Source organism: Pseudomonas sp. GW823-FHT04A03 (assembly GCF_058796615.1).
In genome coordinates this window covers 176,761-192,963 of sequence record NZ_JBXAIV010000009.1, presented here as the reverse complement: position 1 = coordinate 192,963, position 16,203 = coordinate 176,761, and the positions used below count along the sequence as shown (strand labels likewise).

Genomic DNA, 16,203 nt, shown 5'->3' with positions numbered 1-16,203 from the left:
CAATCAAGCGCGGTGGCGAACCGTTACGGTCAGCGTAACGATCAGTGGACGAGCCCCGCATCCACCAACAACGTCTCCAGCGCCAACAAATCCGGAACCTTCGCCACCTGCTCCCCCACCTGCACCGCCGCTTGCTCCAGCGAACACAGCGGCACATCGACATAACTCAGCTGGCTGTCGAGCTTGTACGAGCGCGGAATCCCCTGAACCAGCAGCGCGATGAACTTCAATTCCGGCCGCCCGCCGAGGGCGTTTAGGATGACGATCCGGGCCCGCTCGCCGATGACGATCTTGTTGCCGCACGCCGACTCGAAACTCAGCAGCGGAATCTGCCGCTCGCGCCAGGTCACCCGACCGAGATACCACGGCGGCGTATCAAGATCGAAGGCGCTCGACTGGTAGTCGATCAGCTCGGCGACGGCGACGTTGGGCAGGATCAGGTTGCGATCCGCCAGCGGCAGCAGCAGGCCGGTGAGTTGGCTGGTGCGCTGGTTGTGCCGGCGTTCATGCATGTTTTTTGCTCCACAGGGCGATGCTTTCGAGCAGCACCGATTCCTGATACGGCTTGCCGAGGTAGTCGTTGACGCCGATGGCCATCGCGCGGTCGCGGTGTTTCTGGCCGGTGCGCGAGGTGATCATGATGATCGGCAGGTGTTGCAGGCGTTCGTCGTGACGCACCTGGGTCGCCACTTCGAAGCCGTCCATGCGCGGCATTTCGATGTCGAGCAGCATCAGGTCCGGCATGTGTTCTTCCAGCAGCAACATCGCATCGACCCCGTCCTTGGCGGTCAGCACGTTCATGCCGTGACGTTCGAGCAGACGGCTGGTGACCTTGCGCACCGTGACCGAGTCGTCGACCACCATCACCAGCAGCGGCTTCTGCGGTTCGCTCTCGATTTCGTGACTGGCCGGACGCTGCGGCAACCGCGCCTGCATCGCGCGGATCGGCGCCAGCAGGTCGAGAATCAGCACCACCCGGCCGTCGCCGAGGATCGTCGCCCCGGACACGCCCTGCACCGACGCGAACTGCGGACCGAGGCTCTTGACCACGATTTCGCGGGTGCCGGCCATCGTGTCGACCTGCACCGCGATGTGCCGGTCGTTGCACTGCACCAGCAAGACGGGCACCGGCAGGCTCTGGCCGGACAGTTTTGGCCGTGGCGCGGTTTTCAGCAGCTCGCCCAGGTAGCACAGTTCATAACGCTGGCCGCCGTACTGATAACTCGGCGGATCGAGTCGGAAATGCCCGTCCAGCTCATTCGGCAGCACGCGGACGATGCCGTCGATAGTGTTCAACGGAATCGCATACTGATCCTCACCACACTGCACCATCAGCGCACGGTTGACCGACACGGTAAACGGCAGGCGAATCCGGAAATGCACGCCCTGCCCCGGCACTGAGTCGATGCTCATGGTGCCACCCAATTGCCGGACCTCTTCGTGCACCACGTCCATGCCCACGCCGCGCCCGGAAATCTGAGTGATTTTCTCGGCCGTGGAAAAACCTGGCTGGAGGATGAACTGCAACACTTCGCGGTCGCTGATATCGGCGTCCGGCGCCAGCAAGCCACGCTTGATTGCCTTGCGCCGCACGGCGTCCAGCGGCACGCCGGCGCCATCGTCGCGGATGTCGAACACGATGTCGCCGCCCTCGCGAGACAGGTCGAGGCTGATCTGCCCTTGCGCCGGTTTGCCCGCTGCCAGCCGGACCTCCGCGGACTCCAGACCATGGTCGACGGCATTGCGCAGCATGTGTTCCAGCGGTGCGGCCATGCGTTCGAGAACGTTGCGGTCCATCTCGCCTTCGGCGTTGCCGACGCTGAACGCGACATCCTTGCCCAACTCTTCGGCGACCTGCCGGACGATGCGTTTCAGACGCGGCAACATGCGCTCGAACGGCACCATGCGCGTGCGCATCAGGCCTTCCTGCAATTCAGTGTTGATCCGGCCCTGCTGCTGCAACAGGTTCTCGGCGTCGTGGGTGCGCCGGTCGAGGGTTTCCTTCAGATCCAGCAAGTCGGAAGCGGACTCGAACAGCGCCCGTGACAGCTGCTGCAACTGCGAATGGCGGTCCATTTCCAACGGGTCGAAATCTTCGTAGCCGAGGCGTTCGGCGTCCACTTGCTGGCGGCTGAGGATCCGCCCCTGGGTTTCGGTGTCGAGTCGGCGCAACTGGTCGCGCATGCGCTCGATGGTGGTTTCCATCTCGTGCAGGGCGGTCTGCGCATCGCTGACTTGCTGCTCGATGCGCCCACGGAAAATCGAGGTTTCGCCGGCGAGGTTGACCAGCTCATCCAGCAACTCGGCGGAGACCTTGACCATGTCCGCCCCGGCCTCGGGCGCCGGGGCAGCAGGCTCGACTTTGACCGCCACCGGCGGCACGGGTGCAGGAGTCTGCACGACCAGCGGATGGCTGAAATTCTGGATCGCGCTGATCAGCCGGTCTGCCGGTGGGCACGGCTGGCCGGCGCGTACCGCGTCGAGCATCTGCGCCAAGCGGTCATGGCCGCGCTGCAACAGCGCGAACAGTTCGGCGCTGCCCTGCAGGGTGCCGGCGGACAGGCTTTCGTAAAGGTATTCCAGCTCATGGGCGAGGTCGCCGATCGGGCCGATTTCCACCATCCGCGCGCCGCCCTTGAGGGTGTGCAGGTCGCGCAACAGGGTTTCCACTTCCTGGCGATTGCCGGGTTCGGCCTGCCAGCGCAGCAGCGCGGCGCCGGAGTTTTCGATGATGTCGAAACCTTCTTCGAGGAAGATTTCCAGCAGCTCTGGATCGTGCCCCGGGCCGTCCTGCGCGACACTGGTTGGCGGCGTTTCAGGATTGGCGGCCGAGCCCTGACGGAAACGGCGGATCGCCTCGATCAGATCCTGCGCCGGATCCAGCGGCTGGTGCCGGTGCAGCTGTTCGAGGAACTGCGCCAGACGCTCGTGGCTCTGGCGCAGCAATCGATCCAGGGCTTCGCTGTGGCTGTACCGACGATCCACCAGCCCTTCGTAAAGGCCTTCCAGCTCATGGGCCAGATCGCCGACCGCCGCCACCTCGGCCATCCGCGCGCCGCCCTTCAGCGTGTGCAAATCCCGTTGCAGCGACGACAGCGGTGCGCCGTTTTCCGGATCTTTCAGCCAGCGCTGCAAGGCTTGGCCGGCGCTGTCGAGAATGTCGACCGCCTCTTCGAGGAAGATCTCGACGATCTCGTCGTCCGGCCCGCTGTCGACGCTGTGTTGTTGCAGTTCGGCGGTGGCGCTGCCCAGCTCGCGGATGCTCAGGGTGCGGCTGCCGTCGCTGCGGATCAGGCCCATGGCCGACGGATCGAGGCTCTCGTCGAGCAGTTCGTGCAAGGCGCGGATGCGTTGCGGTTGCGGGGTGATTTCCTGGCCGGCGGCCAGTTCGTCGAGCATGTTGATCAGCGCTTCGTGGGCCTGCTGCGCTTCATGGAAAAACCGCTCGCTGACCGCCAGGCTGCTCTCTTCGACGGCGCCGTACAGGTCGAGCAAGGCTTCACACAACACATCCACCGGCAGCAGATCCGCCAGGTGCGCGCCTTCGCCCAAGGTGGTCAGCTCATCCAGCAGCGCGCTGAGTTCCTGACGTTCGCCGGGGTGCTGCTGCCAGCGCTGCAAGAGGTTTTCGGCGTCGAGCAGGATGTCCATGCCCTGAGCCAGGAAGTTGTTGATCAGTTGCGGATCGCGCTTGACCCGCAGGGCACTGCTCGGGGCGTTGAGGATCGATTCCAGGCGCTCGCCGAGCAGGGTTTCTGTGCGTTTGATCAGCGACTGCGCGCCGACAATCGGCGCCAGCGGATCGTGTTTGAGCTGACGCAGACCGACGCGGAAAAGGCCCTCGGCTTCGAGCAGCAGCTCCACTTCGTCGAGGTCCAGCGCCAGTTGATGGGCCTTGAATTCCCGGGCCAGTTTGTCGAGCGGCGCCGCCAGTTCGGCAATCGGCGAAACCCCCGCCATCGAGGCGCTGCCCTTGAGCGTGTGCAGCGCCCGCTGCAACTCGTCGCTGGCCTGCAACGGCACATGCTCGGCAGCCTGATCGAGAAAACGATTGAGACTGGCTAGGTGGGTCTCGGCTTCGTTACGGAAAATCTCCAGCAACAGCGGATCGAGGGCCGCGACGTCTTCCACGTCTTCGGCCGGCAGCGGCGTGTCGCCCTTGGCCAGCGCGTGGGCGCGAGCCGCCAGTTGATCGACATCGTGGCGCTGGCGCTGACCGTTGGTAGCGAATTCGCCGATCAGATCCGGCAACAGCAGCAGCGTGTCGGCCAGCAACTGGCGCACCGCCGGGCCGGGTTCGACGCTGTGTTCCAGCACGCGGTTGAGCAGGTTTTCCACCGCCCAGGCCAGCTCGCCGAGGACCAGCGCGCGCACCATCCGGCCGCTGCCCTTGAGGGTGTGGAAAGCGCGGCGCAGTTCGCTCAGCGCGGCGCGGTCATCGGGCTCGGCAGACCAGCGCGGCAGGTATTCGCTCAGTACTTCGAGCACTTCCCCGGTCTCTTCGAGGAACACTTCGCGCAGCTCGTCATCCACCGGTTCTTCATCGGCCGGTGGCGGCAGCAGGCTGCCCGGCGTGGTCAGCGCCGGCGGATTGACCGCCGACACCGGGCTGGCGAGCACTTCGGCCAACGACTGCACGATTTCCGGATCGTCCAGCTCCTGCAAATCCTGCATCACCAGCGCTTCGCTGGGGCTGAGCACATCGTCGAGCACCGGCACATGCGGCTCGCCGGGCTGTTCGTCAGGAAAGAAACCGAGACTGGCGAGGCTTTTCTGCGCGATATCCAGCAAATGCTCGCTGGGTGCCTGCGGGTCGTCGGTCAGACGTTCGAGGTAATACTCGAGGCTGGTGATGGCGTCGGCGAGGCTGTCGAGTTGCTGCCAGCCCGGCTCGTGAGGGTCGAGCAACAGATGCTCGCGGATAAATCCGTTGCAGGCTTCGAGCAGGCTTGCCGCACGCGCCAGCGGGATCATCGCCAGTGCGCCGCGCACCTGGGTCAGCAGCGCTGGCAACGGTTGCAGTTGCTGGCGATCCCAGTCGGCGTCGATATAGTCGACGATCATATCCTTGGCCTGTTGCAGGCAGATGCGTGCTTCCTTGATGACGATCTGATGGATCTGCGTCAGGTCGGTGGTCGGCAGGCGCGAATCTTCCGGGCTCTCCGGTTCCACCGTGCCGACCATCCCCGCCAGGGTCGCTTCGACGTAGAGCAAGGCGCCGGCGACGTCCATCAGCGTGGCGTCGTTAGGTTCGCGCTGACCCTGCGCGAGGCTGAGCACCACCGCCAGTTGATCGATGATGACCTTGCGCGGCTGACCGAAACCGAGCACCGCGAGGGTGTCGGCGATCTGCCGCAGCGGCGCCAGCAGGCTGTCCAGATCCGAGGCGTGCTGACGGTCGCTGCGCACGAACAGGTCGAGGCGTTCCTTGACCCTCACCAGTTCTTCGCACAGCGCCGCGAGTACCGAGCGCATGGCATCGCGGTCAGGGCCGGCCAGGCGCGCGCGTTCTTCGTCGACCATCGCGCTGTCGGGCAGCGCGTCGTCCAGGGAGTAGCGATCTTTCATGGTCAGCATCTGCCCGGTGGGATGTTCGGCTTTGGCGATATAAAACAGCAGGCTTTTCAGCAGTTCAGGCGGTGGCGGCTGGTTGAGGCCGGGCATGCCCTGTTCGAGCAGGCGCTTGAGTTCCTTGTCGGCGTCCTTGAACAGGCTGCGCAGGGCCGGGCTGTTGGCGATCCGCCCTTCGCGCATGCCCTCGACCAGCGCCGAGGAGACTTGCCACAACGGGCTCAGCGGCGAGTTACCGCTGAGTGCTTCAAGCCGGGTAAAGACTTTGGCCAGATAAGCGAGGTGCGTCTGGTCGTCCTGTTCGCGGAGCAATCCGACCAGCGCCATTTGCAGCATCTGGCGCAATTTGCGCAGCACATTCGGCAGTTCTGCCGGTTCCAGCAGCGCCAGGGTTTCCTCGCCCAAAGGCGCAAGTTCAGGCAACTGCGGGCTGAACAGGCTGGTTTCCGACAACAGGCTTTCGCCCCGGGCGCTGCGCAAGTCGTTGATCAGCGGCAGCACCACCAGCGGCAGGTCACGGCGGGCGCCCTGCACGCGGTCGAGGTAAATCGGCAACTGACCCAGCGCCTGCAACAGCAAGTGCAGCGCTTCGTCGCGGTGGCTGACGCGCTCGTTCTGCAACGCTTCGACCAGGTGTTCCATTTCTTCGGCGAGCAGTGCCGCGCCGTAGAACTCGACCATTTGCAGACTGCCATGCACCTGATGGATGCAGGCCAGGCATTCGTCCAGCCCCGGCACCGACTGCGGATCGTCGAGCACGGCTTCGATGGCCTGATGCGCTTGCCTCAGCGTCTCGGCTATTTCACCCTTGACCCATTCGAGGGCCACGTAGTCGTGCCGGTCACCCATAACCACTCCGCTCGACATGGACTCGCCCGCAGGCCTCACGCCTTGTCCGCGACGGGCGCAGGCGCCGCCGGCAAGGTGAACCCGGACACCGAGCGACGCAACTGGCTGGCCATTTTCGCCAGGTTGCCGATGCTCTCGGCGGTGGCCGTGGAGCCGGACGAGGTCTGCGAGGTGATCTGCTGGATCACGTTCATCGTCAGGGAAATCTGCCCGGCCGAAGACGTCTGCTGCTGCGCCGCGTTGGAAATGCTCTGGATCAGCGCCGCAAGGGTCTTGGACACGCCTTCGATTTCTTCCAGAGCCACACCGGCATCCTGCGCCAGCCGTGCGCCGCGCACCACTTCGGTGGTGGTCTGCTCCATGGAAATTACGGCTTCGTTGGTGTCGGTCTGGATCGCCCGCACCAGCGTTTCGATCTGTCGGGTCGCGGCGGACGAGCGTTCGGCCAGCCGCTGCACTTCGTCGGCCACCACGGCAAAACCGCGCCCTGCATCACCGGCCATTGACGCCTGAATCGCCGCGTTGAGGGCGAGGATGTTGGTCTGGTCGGCAATGTCATCGATCAGGCTGACGATGTCGCCGATTTCCTGGGACGACTCGCCCAGACGCTTGATGCGCTTGGCGGTGTCCTGGATCTGTTCGCGGATGTTGTCCATGCCGTGGATGGTGTTGTGCACCACCTCGTTGCCCTTGTTGGCGATCTCCACCGAACGCTCGGCCACCGCCGAGGATTCGGCGGCGTTGGCCGACACCTGATCGATCGACTGGGCCATGTCGCTGATCGCGGTCGAGGCTTCGGAAATCTGCTGGGCTTGATGCTCCGAGGCCTGGGCCAGGTGCATGGCGGTGGCCTGGGTTTCCTGCACCGCAGCGGCGACCTGGCCGGCGGTGAGGTTGATGGTGGCGACCAGATCGCGCAGCTGGTCGACGGAATAGTTGATCGAGTCGGCGATGGTCCCGGTGAAGTCTTCGGTCACCGAAGCGGTCACGGTCAGGTCGCCGTCGGCAAGGTCTTCGATCTCGTCGAGCAGGCGCATGATCGCGTTCTGATTGCGTTCGTTCTTCTCGGCGGTCTCGCGCAACTGACGGTTGGTTTCCCGGACCATGACCATGCCGATCAGGATGATCGAGGCCAGCGCCAGCAGGCCCAGCACGTAGCCGCCGATGGTGTCGGTATTGCGCCCGCCGGCGAGGTTTTCGAAACCGGTGGCCAAGTGCGAGGCTTCGTCGAGCAGGGTCTGCGACAGGCTGAAGATGTTGGTGGCGGACTCGCGGACCTTGAACAGTTCCGGCGAGGTTTCGAGGATTTCATCCACCGAACCGGAGACGAACTGGAACAGTTCGGAAATCTCGCTCAAGCGAGCGCGGGCGTCGCGGTCTTCGACCTGGCTGATCTTCAGCGTCGAGTTTCCTTGCAACATGCCGTTGAGCACCTGACCGAAGCGTGCGGCATCACGACCGAAGGCATCGGCGGCCTGCTGGGAATTCTCATCACCCGAGAGCACGGTGTTGACCGCGCCGAGAATCCGTTCGGCCAGCAGCGACTGACGCTGGGCCATCGCCACCTGCGCCGCAGGAGCACCGCGTTGCAGGAGGATTTCCACGACCTTTTCGTATTCGATCTGCAATTGCGGCACGGTTTCGGCCAGGGTCGCGGCCACCTGATGCAGGGACAGTACGGTCTGTTCGCTGGACAGGATGGCGTCGGTGTTTTTCAGCAGGCGTTCCCAGTCCAGCTGCACGGCGCGCATTTCCGGGCGCACGGTGGACGGCGCCGGCGGCAGACCGGTGGACGGGTCGCCCTTCTTGAGGTAACCCCAGCGCTGGGCAAAATCGTTGCGCGCATCGCTCAACAGTTTGAACGCGGCGGCCTTGCCGGCGGCGGCTTCGGTGGCGTTCTTGGCGATCCGCTGCGACAGCACTCGCAGCTCGCCGGCGTGGCCGATGTACTGCTTGTCGTAGTTGGCCTGGGTGTTGAGGTAAGCGAAGTTGGCGAACAGCAGCATGATGAACACGATCAGTGCGATGAACAGCACGATGATCTGCGAGCGGCTGCGCGAGCCTTCTGCGGGCTTGCCTGTTTTTGCTTTGATCATCGGTCCTCGCCTGTTAAACCGCGACGTGCATGAAACTCGGTGACTGCGCCAGCGCAAACAGGCTGAACACCCGCCAGTTCTGCTCGCGCCGGAAATAGCCCTTGATGAACTCGCCCTTGGAGCCTTGCCGTTTACTGATCGAGACGGATTCGAAGCTGTCCTGCTCGAAGTGCTGCAGGCCGAAGACTTCATCGACCAGCAACCCGGCAAACACGTCCTGATGCTCTACCACCAATACCCGCCGCTGTTTGCGCATCGGTGACAGCTCATGGCCGAAAAAGCCGCACAGGTCCATGACCGGCAACAGCCGTCCGCGCAGGTTGGCCACGCCCTTGACCCACGGCTTGACGCCCGGCAACTGGGTGACGCGCAGTTCGGGCAGCACTTCGCTGACTTCGCCCATTGGCGTGACGTACCAGTGCTCGCCCAGACGAAAGCCGATGCCGCTCCAGCGATCCTGGCGCGCCGGTTGCGACGGCAGGTCCGCCGCCAGCAGGCGACAGCGCTGGTCGATCTGCCACAACAGTTCGAACGCGGTCAGCGATTCGCTCATGGCGGCGCGATCAACCGGCCAGCACGTTGTTCAGGGTCTTGATCAGCGTGTCTTCGTCGACCGGTTTGGTCAGGTAGTCCTTGGCGCCCTGGCGGGTGCCCCAGACCTTGTCGGTCTCCTGATCCTTGGTAGTGATGATGATCACCGGGATGTGGCTGGTCTCCGCATCCTTGGTCAACTGACGGGTAGCCTGAAAACCGTTGAGGCCGGGCATGACGATGTCCATCAGCACCGCGTCGGGTTTTTCCTGGCGGGCCAGGGCCACGCCGTCGGCGCCGTTTTCGGCTTTCAGCACTTCGTGCCCGTGCTTTTCCAGCATGCCGGTGAGTTTGTACATTTCGGTCGGCGAATCATCGACGATCAGGATACGTGCCATGGTCTTCCCCATTTTTCTTGTCGACACCGGGCCCGCTGGCCGAGCGTCTCTGTGCGTGTCTTACTGCGGCAAAGCGGCAGCGAAGCCCGGAACATGGGCCGAAATCGCGTCGAGCAGTTCTTCCTTGCTGAAAGGCTTGGTCAAAAATTGATCGGAACCGACAATCCGCCCCTTGGCCTTGTCGAACAGCCCGTCCCGGGACGACAGCATGATCACCGGCGTGCCCTTGAACGCATTGTTGTTCTTGATTAAAGCGCAGGTCTGATAACCATCCAGACGCGGCATCATGATGTCGACAAAGATGATCCCGGGATGGTGGTCGGCGATCTTCGCCAGGGCGTCAAATCCGTCGATCGCGGTGATGACTTCGCACCCTGCATTTTTCAACAGGGTCTCGGCGGTGCGACGAATCGTTTTCGAGTCGTCGATCACCATGACCTTCAAGGCGCTGGACTGCTGTTCCATAAGGGGGCTCTACCGTCGCCTTTGCGAATCAATTTGTCCGTTTTGCGATGCGTAATGGCTGGAAACCCTTGATGTTCAAGGGCCAGCACGACATGGCAGCCTTTTTAGCACAGTCTCCTGATCCAATCTATCGACGGGTTTTTCCTTGACCGAAAACCCGCCCGGCGCCACTCTGGCGGCACTTTTTTCATACCGATCCGGTAGCCAATTTTCGAGGAAAACCCAATGAGCGTTCGCGTCGGGATTGTCATGGACCCTATCGCCAGCATTTCCTATAAAAAGGATAGCTCGCTGGCCATGCTGCTGGCGGCGCAGAAGCGCGGCTGGGAACTGTTCTATATGGAACAGAAAGACCTTTATCAGGGTGAAGGCCAGGCCCGGGCGCGGATGAAGCCGCTGAAAGTCTTCGCCAACCCGGAAAAATGGTTCGAACTGGGCGCCGAAAAGGATTCGCTGCTGAGCGACCTGAACGTGATCCTGATGCGCAAGGATCCGCCGTTCGACATGGAGTTCGTCTACTCCACCTACCTGCTCGAACAGGCCGAAGCCGCCGGCGTACTGGTGGTCAACAAGCCGCAGAGCCTGCGCGACTGCAACGAAAAACTGTTCGCCACGCTGTTCCCGCAGTGCACGCCGCCGACCGTGGTCAGCCGCCGCGCCGACGTGCTGCGTGAATTCGCCGCCAAACACGGCGACGTGATCCTCAAGCCGCTGGACGGCATGGGCGGCACCTCGATCTTCCGTCACCGCGCCGGCGATCCGAACCTGTCGGTGATCCTGGAAACCCTGACCGCCCTTGGCGCCCAGCAGATCATGGGCCAGGCCTACCTGCCGGCGATCAAGGACGGCGACAAGCGCATCCTGATGATCGACGGCGAGCCGGTGGATTACTGCCTGGCGCGGATTCCGGCCCAGGGCGAAACCCGTGGCAACCTCGCGGCTGGCGGTCGTGGCGAAGCCCGTCCGCTGACCGACAAGGATCGCTGGATCGCCGCCCAGGTCGGCCCGACCTTACGCGAGAAAGGTCTGCTGTTCGTCGGCCTGGACGTGATCGGCGAGCACCTGACCGAAATCAACGTCACCAGCCCGACCTGCATCCGCGAAATCGACAATGCCTTCGGCACCGACATCGGCGGCCTGCTGATGGATGCCATCGAGAAAAAGCTGCAAGCTTGATGTGCATCACATGCAGCCTGTCGCTTGATGCTTGAAGCCCAAGGCGTGAAACCAACATTGCGTTATCATGCGCGGCCTGTGAAAAACGCGATGTTGGTTTTCTTGTCATGACACTTCCGTCCGATCTGCCCGCTGAACTCGCCCATAAAGGCGTGCGCCCGGTCGATCGCCTCGGATTTACCCTGTTTCTCGCGGCGCTGATCCATTTGGCGCTGCTGCTCGGCGTGGGTTTCACCATGGTCGAGCCCAAGCAGATCAGCAAAACCCTGGAAATCACCCTCGCCACCTTCAAGAGCGAAAAGAAGCCGGCGAAGGCTGACTTCCTCGCCCAGGAAAACCAGGAAGGCAGCGGCACCCTCGACAAGAAGGCGATCCCCAAGACCACCGAAGTCGCGCCGTTCCAGGACAACCAGGTCAAGAAAGTCACCCCGCCGCCGGCCGCCAAGCCGGAAGTGCAGGAAGCCGCACCCAAAGCAGCGGTGACGACCGTCGCGCCGAAACCGAAAAAGGCGCCGACCAAGAAAGAAGAAGCCAAGACCGAGACCAAACCGACGGTCGACGCCCCGACTTTCGACAGCTCGCAGCTCTCCAGCGACATCGCCAGCCTGGAAGCCGAACTGGCCAACGAACAACAACTCTACGCCAAGCGTCCGCGTATCCACCGCCTCAGCGCCGCCTCGACCATGCGCGACAAGGGCGCCTGGTACAAGGACGAGTGGCGCAAGAAGGTCGAGCGCATCGGCAACCTCAATTACCCCGACGAAGCCCGGCGCAAGCAGATCTACGGCAATCTGCGCCTGATGGTGTCGATCAACCGCGACGGCTCGCTGTATGAAGTGCTGGTGCTGGAGTCCTCCGGCCAGCCGCTGCTGGATCAGGCGGCGCAGCGGATCGTGCGTCTGGCGGCACCGTTTGCACCGTTTACCGGGGACTTGTCGGACATCGATCGACTGGAAATCATCCGCACCTGGAAATTCGCCCGGGGCGACCGGCTGTCCAGTAACTGAATACATCGCAAAAACACTGTGGGAGCGAGCTTGCTCGCGAAGAGGCCGGCACATGCGCCATTGATATTGCCTGACCTGCCCCCTTCACGAGCAAGCTCGCTCCCACTTTTGATCTGGGTTGTTCTCTGATCCTCAGCTTGTCAGCTTGTCAGTTTGCCCCTTCAACGCCACACTAGCGCACATGAAAAACGTCAGCCCCAGCTACCTCAAGCATCACTTCCTGATCGCCATGCCACACATGGCCGACCCGAACTTTGCCCACACCTTGACCTACATCGTCGAGCACACGGCCAATGGCGCCATGGGGCTGGTGGTCAACCGACCGCAAGAGCTGAATCTGGCCGACATTCTCGAACAACTGCGCCCGGACATCGATCCGCCAGCGCTGTGCCAGCATGTGCCGATCTTCATCGGCGGCCCGGTGCAGACCGATCGCGGTTTTGTCCTGCACCCGGCGGGCAAGACGTTCCAGGCTACCGTTGAGCTGGAGGGCGATCTGGCTCTGTCCACCTCGCAGGACGTGCTGTTCGCCATCGCCGACGGCGTAGGCCCGGCCAAAAGCGTCATCACCCTCGGTTATGCCGGTTGGGAAGCCGGTCAGCTGGAGGCCGAACTGGCCGACAACGCCTGGCTGACCTGCCCGTACGACGCCGACATCCTGTTCAACACCAGCAGTGAACTGCGCCTGGAAGCGGCGGCCAAGCACCTGGGGATCAACCTCAGTCTGCTGACCAGCCAGGCAGGACACGCCTGATGGCCCTGCGCCTGATCCTCGGCTTCGACTACGGCACCAAACAGATCGGCGTGGCGGTCGGCCAGGTAATTACCGGCCAGGCCCGCGAACTGTGCACCTTGAAGGCGCAAAACGGTGTGCCGGACTGGAATCAGGTCGAAGCCCTGATAAAGGAATGGAAACCCGACGCCGTGGTGGTCGGTTTGCCGCTGAACATGGACGGCACGCCCAGCGAAATGTGCGCCCGCGCCGAGAAATTCGCCCGCCGCCTCAACGGCCGCTTCAATCTGCCTTTCTATACCCACGACGAACGCCTGACGACCTTCGAAGCCAAGGGCGAGCGACTGGTGCGCGGCGGACAGAAAGGCAGCTACCGCGACAACCCGGTGGACGCCATCGCCGCCGCCCTGCTGCTGCAAGGCTGGCTCGACGAAAACACCGCACTATTTGAATCCTGACAAGCGCTACGGCGCTTTTCTTTTGGTTACAACCCGAGCCCCGGTTCGCGAGAGCCGGCTCGACCCCAAGAAGGAGCAACCATGAGCCTGCCCAATCCCGCCGATCTGATCAGCCAGATGGCGACCCGCCTCAAGGCGCACCTTGCCCAGCGTGATATCAGCGAACCGCGTTACATCGGCATCCGCACCGGCGGCGTCTGGGTCGCCCAGGCCCTGCTCGCAGAGCTGGGCAGCGATGCGCCATTGGGCACGCTGGATGTTTCCTTCTATCGCGACGACTTCAGCCAGAACGGCCTGCACCCGCAAGTGCGCCCGTCCGCCCTGCCCTTCGAAATCGAAGGCCAGCATCTGGTGCTGATCGACGACGTACTGATGAGCGGCCGGACCATCCGCGCCGCCATGAACGAACTGTTCGACTACGGCCGCCCGGCCAGCGTGACGCTGGTCTGCCTGCTGGACCTGGACGCCGGCGAACTGCCGATCCGCCCGAACGTGGTCGGCGCGACCCTGTCGCTGGCCCCCCACGAGCGGGTCAAGCTGTCCGGGCCGGAGCTGGCCCTCGAACTGCAAGACCTTGCCCTTTAATCCGCCCTATTGAGAGTCCCCCTCGCGATGACGCCTCTAGATACCAAGCGCCCGCTGCAGCTCAATGATCAGGGCCAGCTGCGCCACTTCCTCTCGCTCGACGGCCTGCGCCGCGAGTTGCTGACGGAAATCCTCGACACCGCCGACTCGTTCCTCGAAGTCGGTGCCCGGGCCGTGAAGAAGGTCCCGTTGCTGCGCGGCAAGACCGTGTGCAACGTGTTCTTCGAAAACTCGACCCGCACCCGCACCACCTTCGAACTGGCGGCCCAGCGGCTGTCGGCGGACGTGATCACCCTGAACGTGTCGACCTCGTCGGCCAGCAAGGGCGAAACCCTGCTCGACACCCTGCGCAACCTCGAAGCCATGGCCGCCGACATGTTCGTCGTGCGTCACGGTGATTCCGGCGCTGCGCACTTCATTGCCGAGCATGTCTGCCCGCAAGTGGCGATCATCAACGGCGGCGACGGCCGGCACGCGCACCCGACCCAAGGCATGCTCGACATGCTGACCATCCGCCGCCACAAGGGCGGTTTCGAGAACCTCTCGGTGGCCATCGTCGGCGACATCATGCACTCGCGGGTGGCGCGCTCGAACATGCTGGCGCTGAAGACCCTCGGTTGCCCGGACATCCGCGTGATCGCGCCGAAGACCCTGCTGCCGATCGGCATCGAGCAATACGGCGTGAAGGTCTACACCGACATGACCGAAGGCCTGAAAGACGTCGACGTGGTGATCATGCTGCGCCTGCAACGTGAGCGCATGACCGGCGGCCTGCTGCCTAGCGAAGGCGAGTTCTACCGCCTGTTCGGCCTGACCACCGCGCGCCTGGCCGGCGCCAAGCCTGAATGCATCGTCATGCACCCAGGGCCGATCAACCGTGGTGTGGAAATCGAGTCGGCGGTGGCCGACGGCCCGCACTCGGTGATCCTCAATCAAGTCACCTACGGCATCGCGATCCGTATGGCCGTGCTGTCGATGGCCATGAGCGGGCAAACGGCGCAACGTCAATTCGAGCAGGAGAACGCCCAGTGAAGCTCAGCATTCTCGGCGCCCGCGTCATCGATCCAAGCAGCGGCCTGGATCAAATCACCGATATTCACGTTGAAGCCTGCAAGATCGTCGCCCTTGGCGCGGCACCGGCCGGTTTCACCGCCGTCGAAACCATCGAGGCCACAGGCCTGGTGGCCGCTCCGGGGCTGGTCGATCTCAACGTCGCCCTGCGCGAGCCGGGCTACAGCCGCAAAGGCACCATTGCCAGCGAAACCCGCGCCGCTGCGGCCGGTGGCGTGACCAGCCTGTGCTGCCCGCCGAAGACCAAACCGGTGCTCGACACCTCCGCCGTGGCCGAATTGATCCTCGACCGCGCCCGTGAGGCCGGCAACACCAAGGTTTTCCCGATTGGCGCACTGAGCAAAGGCCTCGACGGCGAACAGCTCGCCGAGCTGGTGGCGCTGCGTGACGCCGGTTGCGTGGCGTTCGGCAACGGCCTGGAAAGCTTCCGCAACACCCGCACCCTGTGCCGGGCGCTGGAATACGCGGCGACGTTCGATCTGACGGTGATTTTCAACTCGCAGGATCACGATCTGGCCGAAGGTGGCCTGGCCCACGAAGGCGCCGTCGCCAGTTTCCTCGGCCTGCCGGGGATTCCGGAAACGGCGGAAACCGTGGCCCTGGCCCGGGATCTGCTGCTGGTCGAGCAGACCGGCGTGCGTGCGCACTTCAGCCAGCTGACCAGTGCTCGCGGCGTCGCCCTGATCGCTCAGGCGCAGGCCCGCGGTTTGAAAGTGACGGCGGATGTCGCGTTGTATCAGCTGATCCTGACCGACGAAGCGCTGATCGACTTCAGCAGCCTCTATCACGTGCAACCGCCGCTGCGCACCCGCGCCGACCGCGACGGCCTGCGTGCAGCGGTGAAGTCTGGCGTGGTCTCGGCCATTTCCAGCCATCACCAGCCCCACGAGCGCGATGCCAAACTGGCACCGTTCGGCGCGACCGAGCCCGGCATCAGCAGCGTCGAGCTGTTGCTGCCGCTGGCGATGACACTGGTCGAGGATGGTCTGCTGGATCTGCCGACCCTGCTGGCCCGCCTGAGCGCCGGCCCGGCCGAAGCCCTGCGCCTGCCGGCGGGCAAACTGGCAGTGGGCGGCGCGGCGGATATCGTGCTGTTCGATCCGAAGGCCTCGACCGTTGCCGGCGAAACCTGGCTGTCGAAGGGCGAGAACTGCCCGTTCCTCGGCCATAGCCTGCCGGGTGTGGTGCGTTACACGCTGGTGGATGGCCGCATCAGCCACCAGGCGTAAAAAAATGGCGAGGGAGCCAGCTCCCTCGCCATCA

At 63.7% G+C, this 16,203-nt stretch carries 13 protein-coding genes; 7 read left to right on the top strand and 6 right to left on the bottom strand.

The genetic code is table 11. The features are described from left to right. Positions 1-41 precede the first annotated feature (41 nt). Genes AC1Q9F_RS21855 through pilG form a run of 6 tightly spaced genes read right to left on the bottom strand, consistent with a single transcriptional unit; the run spans position 42 to position 9,910 of the window. Positions 42-512, bottom strand: coding sequence for a chemotaxis protein CheW (locus AC1Q9F_RS21855; RefSeq protein ID WP_207984218.1), 471 nt, complete (start codon positions 510-512; stop codon positions 42-44). Continuing rightward, positions 505-6,420, bottom strand: coding sequence for an Hpt domain-containing protein (locus AC1Q9F_RS21850; protein ID WP_492620952.1), 5,916 nt, complete (start codon positions 6,418-6,420; stop codon positions 505-507). Before AC1Q9F_RS21850 ends, AC1Q9F_RS21855 begins: the two co-directional genes overlap by 8 nt. Before the next feature lie 35 nt (positions 6,421-6,455). After that, entirely contained in the window at positions 6,456-8,516 is a 2,061-nt protein-coding gene (locus AC1Q9F_RS21845; RefSeq protein ID WP_492620951.1) for a methyl-accepting chemotaxis protein, read from the bottom strand. A gap of 13 nt (positions 8,517-8,529) precedes the next feature. After that, the gene (locus AC1Q9F_RS21840; protein ID WP_007953327.1) at positions 8,530-9,069 is read right to left on the bottom strand and encodes a chemotaxis protein CheW; all 540 of its coding nucleotides are present in this window, start codon (positions 9,067-9,069) and stop codon (positions 8,530-8,532) included. Positions 9,070-9,079: 10 nt separating this feature from the next. After that, a complete protein-coding gene (pilH, locus tag AC1Q9F_RS21835) occupies positions 9,080-9,445 on the bottom strand; it encodes a twitching motility response regulator PilH (RefSeq protein WP_007953328.1) in 366 nt (121 codons plus the stop codon). Positions 9,446-9,505: 60 nt separating this feature from the next. After that, a complete protein-coding gene (gene pilG, locus AC1Q9F_RS21830; RefSeq protein WP_007953330.1) occupies positions 9,506-9,910 on the bottom strand; it encodes a twitching motility response regulator PilG in 405 nt (134 codons plus the stop codon). A gap of 225 nt (positions 9,911-10,135) precedes the next feature. Between pilG and gshB the strand changes: the two genes are divergently transcribed. From gshB to AC1Q9F_RS21795, 7 genes are all read left to right on the top strand, one after another. Then, the gene (gshB, locus tag AC1Q9F_RS21825; protein WP_492620950.1) at positions 10,136-11,086 is read left to right on the top strand and encodes a glutathione synthase; all 951 of its coding nucleotides are present in this window, start codon (positions 10,136-10,138) and stop codon (positions 11,084-11,086) included. A 107-nt stretch (positions 11,087-11,193) separates the two neighbouring features. Then, positions 11,194-12,093, top strand: coding sequence for an energy transducer TonB (locus AC1Q9F_RS21820; protein WP_007953332.1), 900 nt, complete (start codon positions 11,194-11,196; stop codon positions 12,091-12,093). Positions 12,094-12,274: 181 nt separating this feature from the next. Next, the gene (locus tag AC1Q9F_RS21815; protein ID WP_039767938.1) at positions 12,275-12,847 is read left to right on the top strand and encodes a YqgE/AlgH family protein; all 573 of its coding nucleotides are present in this window, start codon (positions 12,275-12,277) and stop codon (positions 12,845-12,847) included. Continuing rightward, positions 12,847-13,284 carry a Holliday junction resolvase RuvX gene (gene ruvX / locus AC1Q9F_RS21810; protein ID WP_007953334.1) on the top strand — a complete coding sequence of 146 codons (438 nt, stop codon included), beginning with the start codon at positions 12,847-12,849 and terminating at the stop codon, positions 13,282-13,284. Before AC1Q9F_RS21815 ends, ruvX begins: the two co-directional genes overlap by 1 nt. 81 nt (positions 13,285-13,365) lie before the next feature. Further along, a complete protein-coding gene (gene pyrR / locus AC1Q9F_RS21805; RefSeq protein WP_492620949.1) occupies positions 13,366-13,869 on the top strand; it encodes a bifunctional pyr operon transcriptional regulator/uracil phosphoribosyltransferase PyrR in 504 nt (167 codons plus the stop codon). A gap of 27 nt (positions 13,870-13,896) precedes the next feature. Beyond that, entirely contained in the window at positions 13,897-14,901 is a 1,005-nt protein-coding gene (locus AC1Q9F_RS21800) for an aspartate carbamoyltransferase catalytic subunit (RefSeq protein WP_492620948.1), read from the top strand. After that, a complete protein-coding gene (locus tag AC1Q9F_RS21795) occupies positions 14,898-16,169 on the top strand; it encodes a dihydroorotase (protein WP_492620947.1) in 1,272 nt (423 codons plus the stop codon). Before AC1Q9F_RS21800 ends, AC1Q9F_RS21795 begins: the two co-directional genes overlap by 4 nt. Positions 16,170-16,203: the final 34 nt, after the last annotated feature.

Excerpts from the sequence above, each read along its gene's own strand:
- AC1Q9F_RS21855 (WP_207984218.1), bottom strand. The coding sequence starts at position 512 with ATGCATGAACGCCGGCACAACCAGCGCACCAGCCAACTCACCGGCCTG.
- AC1Q9F_RS21850 (WP_492620952.1), bottom strand. The coding sequence starts at position 6,420 with ATGGGTGACCGGCACGACTACGTGGCCCTCGAATGGGTCAAGGGTGAA.
- AC1Q9F_RS21845 (WP_492620951.1), bottom strand. The coding sequence starts at position 8,516 with ATGATCAAAGCAAAAACAGGCAAGCCCGCAGAAGGCTCGCGCAGCCGC.
- AC1Q9F_RS21840 (WP_007953327.1), bottom strand. The coding sequence starts at position 9,069 with ATGAGCGAATCGCTGACCGCGTTCGAACTGTTGTGGCAGATCGACCAG.
- pilH (WP_007953328.1), bottom strand. The coding sequence starts at position 9,445 with ATGGCACGTATCCTGATCGTCGATGATTCGCCGACCGAAATGTACAAA.
- pilG (WP_007953330.1), bottom strand. The coding sequence starts at position 9,910 with ATGGAACAGCAGTCCAGCGCCTTGAAGGTCATGGTGATCGACGACTCG.
- gshB (WP_492620950.1), top strand. The coding sequence starts at position 10,136 with ATGAGCGTTCGCGTCGGGATTGTCATGGACCCTATCGCCAGCATTTCC.
- AC1Q9F_RS21820 (WP_007953332.1), top strand. The coding sequence starts at position 11,194 with ATGACACTTCCGTCCGATCTGCCCGCTGAACTCGCCCATAAAGGCGTG.
- AC1Q9F_RS21815 (WP_039767938.1), top strand. The coding sequence starts at position 12,275 with ATGAAAAACGTCAGCCCCAGCTACCTCAAGCATCACTTCCTGATCGCC.
- ruvX (WP_007953334.1), top strand. The coding sequence starts at position 12,847 with ATGGCCCTGCGCCTGATCCTCGGCTTCGACTACGGCACCAAACAGATC.
- pyrR (WP_492620949.1), top strand. The coding sequence starts at position 13,366 with ATGAGCCTGCCCAATCCCGCCGATCTGATCAGCCAGATGGCGACCCGC.
- AC1Q9F_RS21800 (WP_492620948.1), top strand. The coding sequence starts at position 13,897 with ATGACGCCTCTAGATACCAAGCGCCCGCTGCAGCTCAATGATCAGGGC.